The following is a 14,150-nucleotide window of genomic DNA, read 5'->3' as shown; positions in this document are numbered from 1 at the left end:
CACCCACATCACCTGGGGTAATTTACGGGTCAGTGGCCAAACGATCCGACGAGGAGTCCGGCGGGGCCTCTTACTGGAGTCCCGGTCGACTGCACTGGTGGACGACAACGGCGATCGCCGTCATCGGCGCGATCGTCGGTGGCACGTCGCTGATCATGAACTTCTTCTACCACCCCGGTGCGCCGCCGACCACGATCGAGTCCGGCCACTCGGAGTTCATGAAGCTGAGTTACTCGGACCGGATCGACCGGTGCGTTCCCTACATCTCGGAGCACCTCGACTCGTGGCGCGATCGGTGGCGAAGCGCCTTGAGCGAGACCGGCGGCTCACACCAGAAGCCGCCGGTGCCCTTCGCGCCGCTCGGCGATGCGGGCGCCCCGGGCCAGGCGATCGTCAACACGTACCTGGCCGTGGTCGACTACGCCGAGAAGTCGGCGCCCACCGACGAAGGCGAGAACCTGCTCTCGTGCGTCTACTCACCCGCGCTGAGGATGGGTCCGAGCCACGCGTATCCGGACGTCGAGGCCCTCGTCGGCAGCGGTAACGAGGTGCCGAAAGCCGACAACCTGGTGGTCGCGGAGAGCCCGGTGTACCTGCAGGGTCAATTCGCCGGGGTCACCGCGGAGGGTCGCCCGAACAAGATCGTCGAGGTCATCATTCGCCCCGGACCGAGCGAGACACGCCGTCAACTCGGTTTCGCCGTGGTGTCCGGTCACGATCAGGGAGTCCAGATCTGGGCGCTGACCGCGTCGGTGGACGCGGGTGACCCTCAGTGGATGACCGATATCGCCGGCTACCGCGGGTTCTGACTTCGGTCAGCGGCGGCCGTACGGGCGTGCATACCGTCCACGAGCAGGTCCAGCCCGAAGGTGAACCGGACTGTCGGGTCATCGGTGAGCACGGACTGCGCGTCGGGGAGCTGGGCGCCCGCGGCGTCCCACTGGAGGCGGGACTGCTCGTCGACAGTGAAGCCGAGCACGTAGTAGACGACGGTGCGCGCCGCCAGCTCGGCGTGCTCGAGAGCGACCCCTGCGTCGGCGGCGGCGCCGGCCAGCCAGTCGAGGATTCGGGTCATCGCCTGTGACCGGCCGGCGGCGAAGCTGGCCGACACCAGCTCGGCGCCGTCGGTGTGCGATAGCAGCGCGTCTCGGAGTGCGGAGCACAGCAGCGTGACGCGGTCGGGCCGACCTTCGGCCGCATCGTCGACGGGTTCCAGAATCCGGTCAGCCACCGCCCCGAGGAGCTCCTGTTTGTTGGCGAAGTGCCAGTACAGGGCGCCGGGGGAGACGCTGAGCTCGCGGGCGAGCCTGCGCATCGTCAGGTCGGCGATGCCGTAGGAGTCCAGGATCGCCGTCGCCGCTTCCACCACGTCGCGTTTGTGCAGCTGCACACCGCTACCCTAACCTGAACGCTGTTCAATTGTCGGCTCCGCCGACGTGTTCAAGTCGGTGAGGAGGCAACCGGGTGAGCGACATTCTGGCGGTGGCGCGCGAACAGGTGCTGGAACGCGGCGAGGGTCTGAACCAGGACCAGACGCTGCAGGTGCTGCAACTGCCGGACGATCGTCTCGACGATCTGCTCGCACTCGCACACGAGGTCCGCATGGCCTGGTGCGGCCCCGATGTCGAGGTCGAGGGCATCATCAGCCTCAAGACCGGCGGCTGCCCCGAGGACTGCCACTTCTGTTCGCAGTCCGGGCTGTTCGCCTCGCCCGTGCGCAGCGCGTGGCTCGACGTCCCGAGCCTGGTGGAGGCCGCCAAGCAGACCGCCAAGACCGGCGCGACGGAGTTCTGCATCGTCGCCGCGGTCCGTGGCCCGGACGAGCGGCTGCTGGCCCAGGTCGCCGCCGGGATCGAGGCGATCCGCAACGAGGTCGACATCCAGATCGCGTGCTCGCTGGGCATGCTCACCGCAGAGCAGGTCGAGCGCCTCTCGGCGATGGGCGTGCACCGCTACAACCACAACCTCGAGACGGCGCGGTCGTTCTTCACCAACGTGGTCACCACCCACACCTGGGAGGAGCGGTGGGAGACCCTGCGGATGGTCCGCGAGGCGGGCATGGAGGTGTGCTGCGGCGGGATCCTCGGCATGGGTGAGACACTCGAGCAGCGTGCGGAGTTCGCCGCGAACCTGGCCGAACTCGATCCGCACGAGGTGCCGCTGAACTTCCTCAACCCGCGGCCGGGTACCCCGTTCGGGGACCTCGAGGTGCTGCCCGCGGCCGAGGCGCTCAAGGCGGTCGCCGCCTTCCGGCTCGCGCTGCCCCGGACCATGTTGCGCTTCGCGGGCGGCCGGGAGATCACCCTCGGCGACCTCGGCGCCAAGAAGGGCATCCTCGGCGGTATCAACGCCGTCATCGTCGGCAATTACCTGACCACGCTCGGGCGGCCCGCGGAGGCCGATCTCGAACTGCTCGACGACCTGCAGATGCCGATCAAGGCGCTCAACGCCAGCCTGTGATGGCGCCCAAGTTCAACGTCTACACTGGCGAACCCGCAGGCGGCACCGTCCCGACCGCGGCTCAGCTGGGTCTGGAACCGCCGCGGTTCTGCGCCGAGTGCGGCCGGCGGATGGTGGTGCAGGTGCGTCCCGACGGGTGGTGGGCGAAGTGCTCCCGGCACGGCGTCCTGGACTCCCATGATCTGGAGACTCAACGGTGAATGATGTTGCGGCACCGCAATATTCGCGGCGGAAGGCCGCGCTGACCACGGTCGCCGGGTTGGTGGCGGCCGGTGCGGCCACCGGTGCGCTGTGGTCGGTGCTCGCGCCGCCGGTGCACGGTGTCGTCGCGCTGACGCGGGCGGGTGAGCGCGTCCGCGCGTACCTGGGCGGCGAGGCGGACCATTTCTTCACCTCGGCATTCCTGTTCGTCGGCATGCTGTCGGTGGTCGGCGTCGTGGCGGCGGTCTGGCTCTGGCAGTGGCGGGCGCACCGCGGGCCCGCGCTGGTCACGGCGCTGGCGGTCGGCGGCGCGGGTGCCGCCGCCGCGGCGGCGGGCGTCGGAGCGGCCCTGATGCGGTTGCGGTACGGCGCCGTGGACGTGGCCGGAGCGCCCGTGACGCCCGAGCGTCGGGTGCACTACGTCGTCGAGGCGCCCGCGGTGTTCTTCGGTCACACGCCGCTGCAGATCGCGTGTTCGCTCGTGTTCCCGGCCGCTCTCGGCGCACTGGTCTACGCGATGTGCGCGGTCTCCACGTCCCGCGACGATCTCGGCGGCTGGCCGCCGCAGGAGTACCAGCCGGTCAGCGGTCGAACTGAGACAGTGGGCGGCGCTCTACCCGTTGGCCCGCAATCACCTTCGCACTGATCACCGCGAGCCGCAGCATGCCGCGGTAGGTCGACGGGTTCAGCAGCGTCGGCCACTTGGTGCGGGTGAGGTTCTCGCTCAGCGGCCGTCCGGCGAACCGGTCCCGCAGCCAGCGCAGCGTCATCGGTGCGGACATCGGGTGAAGCAGCATGTGCTCGCTGAACATGTCGCGGTGGTAGGTGACGTGGGCGCCGCCGCTGCTGTAGGTGTCGATCAGCGCGTCGATGTCGTCGACCGAGACGATGCGGTCGTGCACGGCCTGCACGATCAGCACCGGGGGTTTCGGTGTCGCGGTGCCGAGCTTGATGCTGTCGAAAACCCGTTGGACCTCCGGGGTCTGCAGGATGTCCTCCAGCGGCCGGTCGACCAGCTTGCCCATGTCCATGCCGACCATGCGCAGTACCGCGTGCGCGGTCGTCATCTTCTGGATGCGCAGCAGCATCGCCTTGCCGGATTCGGTCGCGTGTTGCTGGATGACCCGGTCGAGTTCGGGGTAGCTCTGCGTCAGCGCCGACACGACCATGGCAGGCAGACCCGAGTAGAGGCTGCCGTTGAGTCGGCGGAACGCGTTGCCCAGATCTGCCACCGGTGAACCGAGCACCGCGCCGACGATGTTGAGTTCGGGAGCGTAGTCGTCGTAGGTCTCCGCCGCCCAGGCGGTGGCCAGTCCACCCCCGGAGTAGCCCCACAGGCCGACCGGCGCCTCTGTCGACAGCCCGAGACGGTCGCTGTTCAGCGCCGCCCTGACCCCGTCGAGCACGTGGTAGCCGGGTTCGTGGGGCGCACCCCAGATACCGTGCCGGCCCTCGTGGTCGGGAACGGAGACGGCCCAGCCCTCGGCGAGCGCGGCCGCGATCAGCAGGAATTCGGCCTGGGCCAGCGCACCGACCGCCTTGGCGCCGCGCCGCAGCGCGTAGGACGGGAAGCAGCGCCCGGCGATCGCGTCGATCGCGCACTGGTAGGACACGATCGGGCACGGCTTCTTGGGGTCCCGCTGGGTCGGTGCCACCACGGTGGTCACGGTGGCCTGCGGGTCACCCCGGAAATCGGTGGTGCGGTACAGCAGCTGGGTGGCGGTGAACCTCTGGGGGACGAGCCCCATGAAGGCCAGTTCGACGTCACGGGAGCGCAGGATCGTGCCGGGCCGGGCGTGTTCGAAACCCGCGGGCGGTTCGTAGAACGGGTCCTTGGCCGGTACCGACGGCCGCGCACCCCGGGAAACGTCCTCGTGGTGCGGCTGCCCGATCCACTCGGCGCCGGTTTCCCGCGCCACACTGCCCAAGTCCATCCGGCCAAGGCTACTTAAGAGGTCTATGAGATTCCACTCGCCTCACCCGGGCGGGCGAAGTGCGGCGAATTCGTCGGTCACCCGGTAGCGGGATTCGGTGAACCGGTACAGGGCCGGCGGCCGGCCCCCTGCCCGGCCGGAGCGGGCGGTGGACCCGGTCCTGGTGATGACGTTGCGGCGTTCGAGCACGCGTTGCAGGTTGGTGGCGTCCACCTGGTAGCCGAGCGCCGCTCCGTAGATGTCCCGCAACGTCGAGATCGCGAATTCTGTTGGGGTGAGGGCGAATCCAATGTTGGTGTAGGACAGTTTGGCCGCCAGGCGGGTATGGGCGTGTTCGACCATGGGGCCGTGGTCGAACGCCATCTCCGGTAGCTCGGACACCGGGTGCCAGCAGGTGTCCGGCGGGAGGGCCGGGGTGGCGGCCGACGGCACCAGGCCCAGGAACGTCGAGGCGATGGTGCGCGCGCCGGGAACGCGGGCCGGGTCGGAGAACACGGCGAGTTGTTCGAGGTGGGCTACCTCACGCAGGTCCACTTTCTCGGCAAGTTGGCGCCGCACGGACGTGGTGAGGTCCTCGTCGTGGCCGAGTCGGCCGCCCGGCAGCGACCACCGGCCCCGCTCCGGATCGAGCGCGCGCTGCCACAGCAGCACGTGCAGCGCGGGGTGGCCCGTACCGGGGCCGATGCCGCGAACCTGGAACACGACGGCGAGCACCTCGTGCGCGGTGCTAGTATGAGCCATGTTTTCGATTGTAAGTCGAAAACCGGATCGACACCGAGGGAGCCACCGTGACGCTGCTTGACGAGACCGTTCCGGCGGGGTTCGGCGACGTCGAACCCACCGAGGAGTGGGCCGCCGAAGTCCGCCGTCTGGCCCGGCAGCGCGGGGCGACCGTGCTGGCGCACAACTACCAGCTGCCGGCGATCCAGGACGTCGCCGACCACGTCGGGGACTCCCTGGCGCTGTCGCGGATCGCGGCCGAAGCGCCCGAGGAGACCATCGTGTTCTGCGGGGTGCACTTCATGGCGGAGACGGCCAAGATCCTCTCGCCGGACAAGACGGTCCTGATCCCCGACGCCAGGGCGGGCTGCTCGCTGGCCGATTCGATCACCGCCGACGAGCTGCGGGAGTGGAAGGCCGACCATCCCGGAGCGGTGGTCGTCTCCTATGTCAACACCACCGCCGCGGTGAAGGCGGAGACCGACATCTGCTGCACGTCCTCGAACGCCGTCGACGTCGTCGCGTCGATCCCGGCCGACCGTGAGGTGCTGTTCTGCCCGGACCAGTTCCTCGGTGCCCACGTGCGCCGCGTCACCGGCCGGACGAACATGCACATCTGGGCGGGCGAGTGCCACGTGCACGCCGGCATCAACGGTGACGAACTGGCCGACCAGGCCCGTGCGCATCCGGACGCCGAACTGTTCGTCCATCCCGAGTGCGGATGCGCCACTTCGGCGCTCTACCTCGCCGGCGAGGGCGCGTTCCCCGCCGACCGGGTGAAGATCCTGTCGACCGGAGGCATGCTCGACGCGGCCCGTGAGAGCCGCGCGAGCCAGGTGCTGGTCGCCACCGAGGTCGGCATGCTGCACCAGCTGCGCCGTGCGGCCCCGGAGATCGATTTCCAGGCGGTCAACGACCGGGCTTCGTGCCGCTACATGAAGATGATCACGCCCGCCGCGCTGCTGCGCTGCCTGACCGAGGGAGCGGACGAGGTCCACGTCGACCACGAGACCGCACGGCTGGCCCGGCGCAGCGTGCAGCGGATGATCGAGATCGGGCAGCCCGGCGGCGGGGAATGACGCTCCGTCGCGGTTGCGGCGGCACCACGCACTGGCAGCAGCGTGCCGACGTCGTCGTGATCGGCACCGGCGTCGCCGGTCTGGTGGCGGGGCTGGCGGGGCACCGCCGCGGCCGCCGCGTCATCGTGCTGAGCAAGGCCGAAGCACAGGCCGGGTCGACGGCCACCGGATACGCCCAGGGTGGGATCGCGGTGGTGCTGCCCGGCGGGTTGCGCGACGACGGCGATTCGGTGGACGCGCACGTCGCCGACACGCTCGCCGCGGGTGGGGGTCTGTGTGACGCCGAGGCGGTGCGGTCCATCGTGGCCGGCGGGTACCGCGGCGTGTGCGACCTGGTCGACGACGGCGCCCGCTTCGACGAATCCGCCGCAGGCCGCTGGGCGCTGACGCGCGAGGGCGGACATTCCCGCCGGCGCATCATCCACGCCGGCGGCGATGCGACCGGCGCCGAGGTGCAACGGGCACTCGACCGCGCGGCGCGCGTGCTCGACATCCGCCACGACCACGTGGCGGTCCGGGTGCTGCGCGACGACGCCGCGGTGACCGGCGTGCTGGTCCTCAACGAGGACGGACCCGGCATCGTGCACGCCCCGGCGGTCATCCTCGCGACCGGGGGCCTGGGCCACCTCTACACCGCCACCACGAATCCGGAGGCCTCGACCGGCGACGGGATCGCGCTTGCGCTGTGGGCCGGCGTACCGGTCGGCGACATCGAGTTCGTGCAGTTTCACCCGACCATGCTGTTCGACGGGCCCACCGGCGGCAGGCGCCCGCTGATCACCGAGGCGCTGCGCGGAGAAGGCGCGCGGCTGGTCGACGCGCACGGGGATCCGGTGACCGCGGGGGTGCATCCGTCGGGGGACCTGGCCCCACGCGACGTGGTCGCCGGCGCGATCGACGCGCGGCTGAGGGCCACCGGCGATCCGTGCGTCTACCTCGACGCGCGGCATGTGAGAGGGATCGCGCACCGGTTCCCGACCGTCACGGCGGCGTGCCGGAAGGCCGGCGTCGACCCCGCCCGTCACCCCATCCCGGTGGTGCCCGGCGCGCACTACAGCTGCGGCGGCGTCGTCACCGACGTGGACGGTCGCACCGCGCTGCCCGGCCTGTTCGCCGCGGGCGAGGTGGCCCGCACCGGCATGCACGGCGCCAACCGGCTGGCGTCCAACAGCCTGCTCGAAGGCCTGGTCGTCGGCGGCCGCGCGGGCCGCGCCGCCGCCGAACACGCCGCCGCGGTGGGCCCGAGCCGCGCCGTCGCACCCGAGATCCTCGTGGGTGAGGTGCTGGGACGCCGGGACCTGCAGGCGGCGATGAGCCGCGACGCCTCGGTGGTGCGCGACGCGGAGGGGCTGCTGCGCCTGGGCGACCGCCTCGCGACGGCGACCGCGCGTCCACTGCGCACCCGCACCGACGTCGAGGACGCCGCGCTCACCCTGACCGCCCAGGCGGTGTCGGTCGCCGCGCTGCAGCGCGCGGAGTCGCGGGGGTGCCACCACCGCGCCGACCACCCCGGCACCGACCCGGCGCAGGCCGTCAGCGGGGCGGTCGACCTGGACGACCACGGACACGTACGACTGAAGGTGAGGGCGGACGCGTGCTGCTGAGTCAACTGTCGGAAGCGGAGATCGCCGAGGTGCGGGCGGTGGTGTCGCGCGCCTTGGAAGAGGATCTGCGGTACGGGCCGGACATCACCACCCAGGCGACCGTGCCCGCCGACGCGGTCACCATAGCGTCGATGCGCAGCCGCGAACCGGGGGTGGCCGCGGGCGTCGACGTGGCGCTGCTCGTCCTCGACGAGGTCATCGGACCCGACCGCTACCGCGTGATCGACCGCGTCGAGGACGGCGCCCGGCTCGAGCCCGGCGCGGCACTGCTCACCCTGGAGGCCCCCACCCGCGGTCTGCTGACCGCCGAGCGCACGATGCTCAACCTCGTCTCACATCTGTCGGGCATCGCGACGGCGACCGCGCTGTGGGTGGACGCGGTGGCGGGAACGAACGCCACGATCCGCGACACCCGCAAGACGCTGCCCGGTCTGCGGACGTTGCAGAAGTACGCGGTGCGCGTCGGCGGCGGCGAGAACCACCGCATGGGCCTGGGCGATGCGGCGCTGATCAAGGACAACCACGTGGCGGCCGCCGGTTCGGTGGTCGCCGCGCTGCGGGCGGTGCGGGCCGCCGCGCCGGGTCTGCTCTGCGAGGTCGAGGTCGATTCGCTCGAACAGCTCGACGAGGTGCTCGGCGAGGACGTCGAGCTGGTGCTGCTCGACAACTTCCCCGTCTGGCAGACCCAGATCGCCGTGCAGCGTCGCGACGCCCGCTCGCCCGGCACGCGGCTGGAGTCCTCCGGCGGCCTGTCCCTGGAGACCGCGGCCGAGTACGCGGGCACCGGCGTCGACTACCTCGCCATCGGGGCGCTGACCCACTCGGTGCGAGTTCTCGACATCGGGCTGGACGTCTGAGAGACCGCGTCAGGCGGCGCGACGCGTCAGCACCAGTGGGTCGCCGTCGGTGACGGCGATGGTGTGTTCGCTGTGGGCGGTGCGCGAGCCGTCGGCCGACCGGATGGTCCACCCGTCGGGGTCGTAGACGATCCGATCGGTGCCGCGGGCGAGCCAGGGCTCGAGTGCGAGCGTCAGCCCGGGTCGCAACACCAGGCCGCGCCCGGGCCGTCCGCGGTTGGGCACGTGGGGGTCCTCGTGCATGGTCCGCCCGAGTCCGTGCCCACCGAAGTCGGTGTTGACCGGATAGCCGTAGTCGGCGGCGACCGCGCCGATCGCCGCCGAGATGTCGCCGAGGCGGTTGCCCGGGCGCGCGGCGGCGATGCCGGCGGCGAGGGCCTCCTCGGTGGCCTCGATCAGCCGCTGGTCGCCGTCGTCGGGAGTGCCGACGATGATGCTGCGCGCAGAGTCGGCCACCCACCCGTCGATGGAGACCGCGATGTCCATGCTGAGCAGGTCGCCGTCGAGCAGCGTGTAGTCGTGCGGGAGGCCGTGCAGGACTGCGTCGTTCACCGACAGGCAGATGACGTTGCGGAACGGGCCGCGGCCGAACGACGGCGCATAGTCCCAGTAGCACGAGACCGCGCCGCGCTCGGCGATCAAGTGGCGGGCGCGGTGTTCCAGGTCGAGCAGGTTCACCCCGACCTGTGCCCGCGACGCCAGGTCGTCGAGCAGGTCTGCGATGAACGCGCCGGTGGTGCGCATCGCCGCGATCTCGCGGGGGGTCTTCAGTTCCAGCACGCGCTCTCCTTCTCGGTATAGAAATACCAGGGTAGCGGAGCCTCCGGTATTTTCATACCAGGATGGCGTATCCTCGCGGCATGGTCCGATCGCCCCTGACGCCGCAACAGCGTGCCGCCGGCAAGCGGCTCGGCGCCCACCTCCGGCAGGCGCGGGGCGACCGCAAGCTCGTCGAGGTCGCCGAGGCCGCGTCGATCTCGCCCGAGACGCTCCGCAAGATCGAGTCCGGCCGCCTGGCGACGCCGGCGTTCGCCACGGTCGCCGCGCTGGCGGTCGTGCTGAGGATCCCGCTGGACGACCTCGCCCGAACCTGCCTGCCCGAACCGGACGCTCAGCTCACGTCGGCGACGAACACCGCGATGTTGCGGGCCTGACGGCGGGCGAACGACGGCAGCGCCGCGACCTCGCGCCCGTTGGGCACGATCCGGGGGTTGACGATGTGCACTTCGTCACGGAACAGCGTGAGGTCGGCCTCGCCCGCGGCGATCGCGTTGCGCGCCCAGTCGGTCATCCCGTGGCCCAGCACGATCGCGAGTTCGTTGCCCTTGCGGTAGGCCGTCACCGGCGTCTCGAACTGCCGCCCGGAGCGTCTACCAGTGTGTTTGATGAGCGCCAGGCCGGGTACGCGACCGGCCAGCGGCCTGATGACCGGATTGAAGTACTTGATCTGAAGGCGATCCAGCCACTCCGGGAACATCTTCGGTAGCTCCGACACGACGGCTCCAATACGATTTGGCCTGCTCTGGGACAATGGACAGCGTGAATGTATCGCCGGTGACGATGGCCCGCATCGACTTGCGCGGCAGGACGCTGTCCGCCGCGCAGCTGCGGTCGGCGCTGCCTCGCGGGGGTGTCGACGTGGACGCCGTCGTCCCGAAGGTCCGTCCGATCGTCGACGCCGTGGCCGACCGCTTCGCCGAGGCCGCGCTCGAATACGGCGAATCCTTCGACGGCATCCGTCCCGGCGCGGTGCGCGTGCCCGCCGAGCGGCTGGCCGCGGCGCTCTCTGAGCTCGACCCCGACGTCCGCGCGGCGCTGCAGGTCGCGATCGACCGGGCTCGGGCCGTCCACGCCGATCAGCGCCGCACCGACACCACCACCACGCTGGCGCCCGGGGCCACCGTCACCGAACGGTGGGTGCCCGTCGAACGGGTCGGCCTCTACGTGCCGGGCGGCAACGCCGTCTACCCGTCCAGCGTGGTGATGAACGTGGTGCCCGCCCAGACCGCGGGCGTCGACTCACTGGTCATCACCAGCCCGCCGCAGGCCGGACACGGCGGTCTCCCGCACCCGACCATCCTCGCGGCCGCGGCGCTTCTGGGCGTCGACGAGGTGTGGGCGGTCGGCGGGGCCCAGGCGGTGGCGTTGCTGGCCTACGGCGGCACCGACACCGACGGCACAGAACTCGCGCCGGTCGACATGATCACCGGGCCGGGCAACATCTACGTCACCGCCGCCAAGCGGATCTGCCGGTCGGCCGTGGGCATCGACGCCGAGGCGGGACCCACCGAGATCGCCGTGCTGGCCGACCACACCGCCGATCCGGTGCACGTGGCGGCCGACCTGATCAGCCAGGCCGAACACGACGAGATGGCCGCCAGCGTGCTGGTGACCACCAGCACCGATCTGGCCGACGCCACCGACCGCGAACTGCGGCGGCAGCTGGAGACCACCGTGCACCGCCAACGCGTCAGCACGGCGCTGACCGGCGAGCAGTCCGCGATCGTGCTCGTCGACGACCTCGACAGCGGGGTGCGGGTCGTCAACGCCTACGCCGCAGAGCATCTCGAGATCCAGACCGTCGATGCCGCCGGGGTGGCCGGCCGGATCCGTTCCGCCGGAGCCATTTTCGTCGGTCCGTACGCTCCGGTCAGCCTCGGTGACTACTGCGCCGGATCCAACCACGTCCTGCCGACGGCCGGCTGTGCGCGTCACCAGAGCGGCCTGTCGGTGCAGACGTTCCTGCGCGGCATCCACGTCGTCGACTACACCGAGGCGGCGCTCAAGGACGTGTCGGGTCATGTGATCACGCTGGCGAAGGCCGAGAACCTGCCCGCCCACGGTGAAGCGGTGCGGCGGAGGTTCGAGTCATGAGCGTGGGGGAGCGCATCACCCTGGCCGATCTGCCCCTGAGGGAGGATCTGCGCGGCAGGTCGCCCTACGGCGCACCGCAACTGCAGGTGCCCGTGCGGCTCAACACGAACGAGAACCCGCACCCGCCGAGCCAGGCGCTCGTCGACGACGTGACCCGCTCGGTGGGTGAGGCGGCCGCCGAGCTGCACCGCTATCCCGACCGCGACGCGGTGGCACTGCGCAGCGACCTCGCCGACTACCTGAACCTGCGGACGGGCGTCGAGCTGAGCGTGGAGAACCTCTGGGCCGCAAACGGTTCCAACGAAGTGCTGCAGCAGCTGCTGCAGGCGTTCGGCGGCCCGGGGCGCAGCGCGATCGGATTCGTGCCGTCGTACTCGATGCACCCGATCATCGCCGACGCCACCCGCACCGAATGGCTGCAGGCGCTGCGCGCCGAGGACTTCGGCCTGGACGTCGACACCGCCGTGGACGAGATCACCGCCCGGCGCCCCGACCTGGTGTTCGTCACCAGCCCGAACAACCCGTCCGGGCAGAGCGTTCCGCTCGACGACCTCCGGCGACTGCTCGACGCCATGCAGACCGGGATACTCGTTCTCGACGAGGCCTACGGCGAGTTCTCCGCGCAGCCCAGCGGTGTGGCGCTGATCGACGAGTACCCGACCAAGCTGGTCGTCAGCCGCACCATGAGCAAGGCGTTCGCGTTCGCCGGCGGGCGGCTCGGCTATCTGGTCGCGGCCCCGGCGGTGATCGACGCGATGCTGCTGGTGCGGTTGCCCTATCACCTGTCGTCGCTGACCCAGGCCGCCGCCAGGGCGGCGCTGCGCCACGCCGACGACACGCTGGCCAGCGTCGCCACCCTGATCGCCGAACGCGACCGGACCGCCAACGGCCTGAACCAGCTCGGTTTCCGCGTCGTCCCCAGTGACGCCAATTTCATTCTGTTCGGGGAGTTCGCCGACGCGCCCGCCACCTGGCAGCGTTACCTCGATCAGGGTGTGCTCATCCGGGATGTGGGCATACCCGGCTATCTGCGGGCCACGACCGGGCTGGCCGAAGAGAACGATGCGCTGCTGGCCGCCTCAGCCCGCCTCGTTGAGACTGAACTCGCGGCAAGATTAGGAGCCTCATGACCGACATGCTGACCGGCACCCGCCGCGCCCGCGTCGAACGCAGGACCAAGGAATCCGACATCGTCGTCGATCTCGACCTCGACGGCACCGGGGTCGTCGACATCCACACGGGTGTGCCGTTTTTCGACCACATGCTCACCTCGCTGGGCAGCCACGCCAGCTTCGATCTCACCGTGCGCGCCACGGGCGACATCGAGATCGAGGGCCACCACACGGTCGAGGACACCGCGATCGTGCTCGGGCAGGCCCTCGGACAGGCGCTCGGCGACAAGAAGGGCATCCGTCGCTTCGGTGACGCATTCATCCCGATGGACGAGACGCTCGCCCACGCCGCGGTCGACGTGTCCGGCCGGCCGTACTTCGTGCACACCGGCGAGCCCGACTACATGGTCGAGTTCACCATCGCCGGGTCGAGCGCGCCGTACCACACGGTGATCAACCGGCACGTCTTCGAGTCGCTCGCGTTCAACGCCCGCATCGCGCTGCACGTGCGCACCCTCTACGGCCGCGATCCGCACCACATCACCGAGGCGCAGTACAAGGCGGTGGCCCGCGCGCTCCGCCAGGCCGTCGAACCCGACCCGCGCGTGAGCGGTGTGCCGTCCACGAAAGGCTCACTGTAGGGATGGGAAGGTCCAAGAAAGTCGTCGTCCTCGACTACGGATCGGGCAATCTGCGGTCGGCGCAGCGCGCGGTCGAGCGCACCGGCGCCGACGTCGAGGTGACCGCCGACGCCGACGCCGCGCTGAACGCGGACGGCCTGGTGGTGCCGGGTGTCGGGGCGTTCGAGGCGTGTATGGCAGGCCTCCGCGAGGTCGGCGGGGAGAAGATCATCGCCGAGCGGATCGCCGCCGGCCGGCCGGTCCTCGGCGTCTGCGTGGGAATGCAGATCCTGTTCGCACGCGGCGTGGAATTCGGCGTCGAGACCGCCGGATGCGGGCAGTGGCCCGGATCGGTGGTGCGCCTCGACGCTCCGGTGATCCCGCACATGGGCTGGAACGTCGTCGACGCCCCGGCCGGGACGACCCTGTTCCGCGGGCTCGACCCCGACACCCGGTTCTACTTCGTGCACTCGTATGCCGCCCAGCAGTGGGAGGGCAATCCGGACGCGCTGCTGACCTGGGCGACCCACCATGTCCCGTTCCTGGCCGCCGTCGAGGACGGCGCGCTGTCGGCCACTCAGTTCCACCCGGAGAAGAGCGGTGACGCGGGCGCGACGCTGCTCCGCAACTGGGTCGAGGGGCTCTGATCTAAGGTTGTCCGCCGTGTCTGAGAACTCCGTGCCAGAGAA

The 14,150-nt window shown here is 70.7% G+C and carries 17 protein-coding genes; 12 read left to right on the top strand and 5 right to left on the bottom strand.

All coding sequences use genetic code 11. The annotated features are described in order from the left end of the window. Window positions 1-32 precede the first annotated feature (32 nt). Window positions 33-809: a hypothetical protein gene (locus AU196_RS09250; RefSeq protein WP_059094809.1), complete on the top strand. Its 777-nt coding sequence runs from the start codon at window positions 33-35 to the stop codon at window positions 807-809. Here AU196_RS09250 and AU196_RS09245 read toward each other — a convergent pair. Then, window positions 794-1,390 carry a TetR family transcriptional regulator gene (locus AU196_RS09245; protein WP_059094808.1) on the bottom strand — a complete coding sequence of 199 codons (597 nt, stop codon included), beginning with the start codon at window positions 1,388-1,390 and terminating at the stop codon, window positions 794-796. The genes AU196_RS09250 and AU196_RS09245 overlap by 16 nt on opposite strands. 74 nt (window positions 1,391-1,464) lie before the next feature. Here AU196_RS09245 and bioB point away from each other — a divergent pair, with 74 nt between their 5' ends. From bioB to AU196_RS09230, 3 genes are read left to right on the top strand one after another with little or no spacing between them, the layout of a single operon-like run. Beyond that, window positions 1,465-2,460, top strand: a complete 996-nt coding sequence (gene bioB, locus AU196_RS09240; RefSeq protein ID WP_059094807.1) for a biotin synthase BioB — start codon at window positions 1,465-1,467, stop codon at window positions 2,458-2,460. Beyond that, window positions 2,460-2,660 carry a biotin synthase auxiliary protein BsaP gene (gene bsaP, locus AU196_RS09235; RefSeq protein WP_059094806.1) on the top strand — a complete coding sequence of 67 codons (201 nt, stop codon included), beginning with the start codon at window positions 2,460-2,462 and terminating at the stop codon, window positions 2,658-2,660. The genes bioB and bsaP overlap by 1 nt, the downstream gene beginning before the upstream one ends. Next, the gene (locus tag AU196_RS09230; protein WP_059094805.1) at window positions 2,657-3,307 is read left to right on the top strand and encodes a DUF2567 domain-containing protein; all 651 of its coding nucleotides are present in this window, start codon (window positions 2,657-2,659) and stop codon (window positions 3,305-3,307) included. The genes bsaP and AU196_RS09230 overlap by 4 nt, the downstream gene beginning before the upstream one ends. Here the strand turns inward: AU196_RS09230 and AU196_RS09225 are convergent. Further along, a complete protein-coding gene (locus AU196_RS09225) occupies window positions 3,243-4,595 on the bottom strand; it encodes a lipase family protein (RefSeq protein WP_059094804.1) in 1,353 nt (450 codons plus the stop codon). The two genes, AU196_RS09230 and AU196_RS09225, sit on opposite strands and share 65 nt — an antisense overlap. Before the next feature lie 42 nt (window positions 4,596-4,637). Beyond that, a complete protein-coding gene (locus tag AU196_RS09220; RefSeq protein WP_059094803.1) occupies window positions 4,638-5,336 on the bottom strand; it encodes an NUDIX hydrolase in 699 nt (232 codons plus the stop codon). 47 nt (window positions 5,337-5,383) lie between these two features. Between AU196_RS09220 and nadA the strand changes: the two genes are divergently transcribed. Genes nadA through nadC form a run of 3 tightly spaced genes read left to right on the top strand, consistent with a single transcriptional unit; the run spans window position 5,384 to window position 8,855 of the window. Further along, the gene (nadA, locus tag AU196_RS09215; protein WP_059094802.1) at window positions 5,384-6,394 is read left to right on the top strand and encodes a quinolinate synthase NadA; all 1,011 of its coding nucleotides are present in this window, start codon (window positions 5,384-5,386) and stop codon (window positions 6,392-6,394) included. Next, window positions 6,391-7,998: an L-aspartate oxidase gene (locus AU196_RS09210; RefSeq protein WP_059094801.1), complete on the top strand. Its 1,608-nt coding sequence runs from the start codon at window positions 6,391-6,393 to the stop codon at window positions 7,996-7,998. Before nadA ends, AU196_RS09210 begins: the two co-directional genes overlap by 4 nt. Further along, window positions 7,989-8,855 carry a carboxylating nicotinate-nucleotide diphosphorylase gene (gene nadC, locus AU196_RS09205; protein ID WP_059094800.1) on the top strand — a complete coding sequence of 289 codons (867 nt, stop codon included), beginning with the start codon at window positions 7,989-7,991 and terminating at the stop codon, window positions 8,853-8,855. The genes AU196_RS09210 and nadC overlap by 10 nt, the downstream gene beginning before the upstream one ends. 9 nt (window positions 8,856-8,864) lie before the next feature. Here nadC and map read toward each other — a convergent pair whose 3' ends face one another. After that, window positions 8,865-9,635: a type I methionyl aminopeptidase gene (gene map, locus AU196_RS09200; RefSeq protein WP_059094799.1), complete on the bottom strand. Its 771-nt coding sequence runs from the start codon at window positions 9,633-9,635 to the stop codon at window positions 8,865-8,867. A gap of 80 nt (window positions 9,636-9,715) precedes the next feature. Here map and AU196_RS09195 point away from each other — a divergent pair, with 80 nt between their 5' ends. After that, entirely contained in the window at window positions 9,716-10,009 is a 294-nt protein-coding gene (locus AU196_RS09195) for a helix-turn-helix domain-containing protein (RefSeq protein WP_059094798.1), read from the top strand. On the opposite strand, the gene AU196_RS09190 is transcribed toward AU196_RS09195, so the two are convergent. After that, window positions 9,967-10,350 (bottom strand): nitroreductase family deazaflavin-dependent oxidoreductase, encoded by a 384-nt coding sequence (locus AU196_RS09190; protein WP_059094797.1) that lies wholly within the window; start codon window positions 10,348-10,350, stop codon window positions 9,967-9,969. The genes AU196_RS09195 and AU196_RS09190 overlap by 43 nt on opposite strands. A 65-nt stretch (window positions 10,351-10,415) precedes the next feature. Here AU196_RS09190 and hisD point away from each other — a divergent pair, with 65 nt between their 5' ends. The 4 genes from hisD to hisH are packed head-to-tail and all read left to right on the top strand — an operon-like array spanning window position 10,416 to window position 14,108. Next, entirely contained in the window at window positions 10,416-11,729 is a 1,314-nt protein-coding gene (gene hisD / locus AU196_RS09185; RefSeq protein WP_197415747.1) for a histidinol dehydrogenase, read from the top strand. Beyond that, window positions 11,726-12,859 carry a histidinol-phosphate transaminase gene (locus tag AU196_RS09180; RefSeq protein ID WP_059094795.1) on the top strand — a complete coding sequence of 378 codons (1,134 nt, stop codon included), beginning with the start codon at window positions 11,726-11,728 and terminating at the stop codon, window positions 12,857-12,859. The genes hisD and AU196_RS09180 overlap by 4 nt, the downstream gene beginning before the upstream one ends. Continuing rightward, on the top strand, window positions 12,856-13,482 hold the full coding sequence (gene hisB / locus AU196_RS09175) for an imidazoleglycerol-phosphate dehydratase HisB (RefSeq protein ID WP_059094794.1): 627 nt from the start codon (window positions 12,856-12,858) through the stop codon (window positions 13,480-13,482). Before AU196_RS09180 ends, hisB begins: the two co-directional genes overlap by 4 nt. A 2-nt stretch (window positions 13,483-13,484) precedes the next feature. Continuing rightward, window positions 13,485-14,108, top strand: a complete 624-nt coding sequence (gene hisH / locus AU196_RS09170) for an imidazole glycerol phosphate synthase subunit HisH (RefSeq protein ID WP_059094793.1) — start codon at window positions 13,485-13,487, stop codon at window positions 14,106-14,108. The last annotated feature ends 42 nt before the right edge of the window (window positions 14,109-14,150 follow it).

It is taken from the genome of Mycobacterium sp. IS-1742 (genome assembly GCF_001500125.1).
GTDB lineage: Bacteria > Actinomycetota > Actinomycetes > Mycobacteriales > Mycobacteriaceae > Mycobacterium.
The sequence above is the reverse complement of the archived record's forward strand: the minus strand, read 5'-3'. Positions and strand labels throughout refer to the sequence as shown.

Bases quoted from the DNA above. Each gene is read 5' to 3' on its own strand.
- AU196_RS09220 (WP_059094803.1), bottom strand. From the start codon at position 5,336: ATGGCTCATACTAGCACCGCGCACGAGGTGCTCGCCGTCGTGTTCCAG.
- bsaP (WP_059094806.1), top strand. From the start codon at position 2,460: ATGGCGCCCAAGTTCAACGTCTACACTGGCGAACCCGCAGGCGGCACC.
- AU196_RS09210 (WP_059094801.1), top strand. From the start codon at position 6,391: ATGACGCTCCGTCGCGGTTGCGGCGGCACCACGCACTGGCAGCAGCGT.
- hisD (WP_197415747.1), top strand. From the start codon at position 10,416: ATGGCCCGCATCGACTTGCGCGGCAGGACGCTGTCCGCCGCGCAGCTG.
- AU196_RS09180 (WP_059094795.1), top strand. From the start codon at position 11,726: ATGAGCGTGGGGGAGCGCATCACCCTGGCCGATCTGCCCCTGAGGGAG.
- hisB (WP_059094794.1), top strand. From the start codon at position 12,856: ATGACCGACATGCTGACCGGCACCCGCCGCGCCCGCGTCGAACGCAGG.
- AU196_RS09195 (WP_059094798.1), top strand. From the start codon at position 9,716: ATGGTCCGATCGCCCCTGACGCCGCAACAGCGTGCCGCCGGCAAGCGG.
- AU196_RS09225 (WP_059094804.1), bottom strand. From the start codon at position 4,595: ATGGACTTGGGCAGTGTGGCGCGGGAAACCGGCGCCGAGTGGATCGGG.
- hisH (WP_059094793.1), top strand. From the start codon at position 13,485: ATGGGAAGGTCCAAGAAAGTCGTCGTCCTCGACTACGGATCGGGCAAT.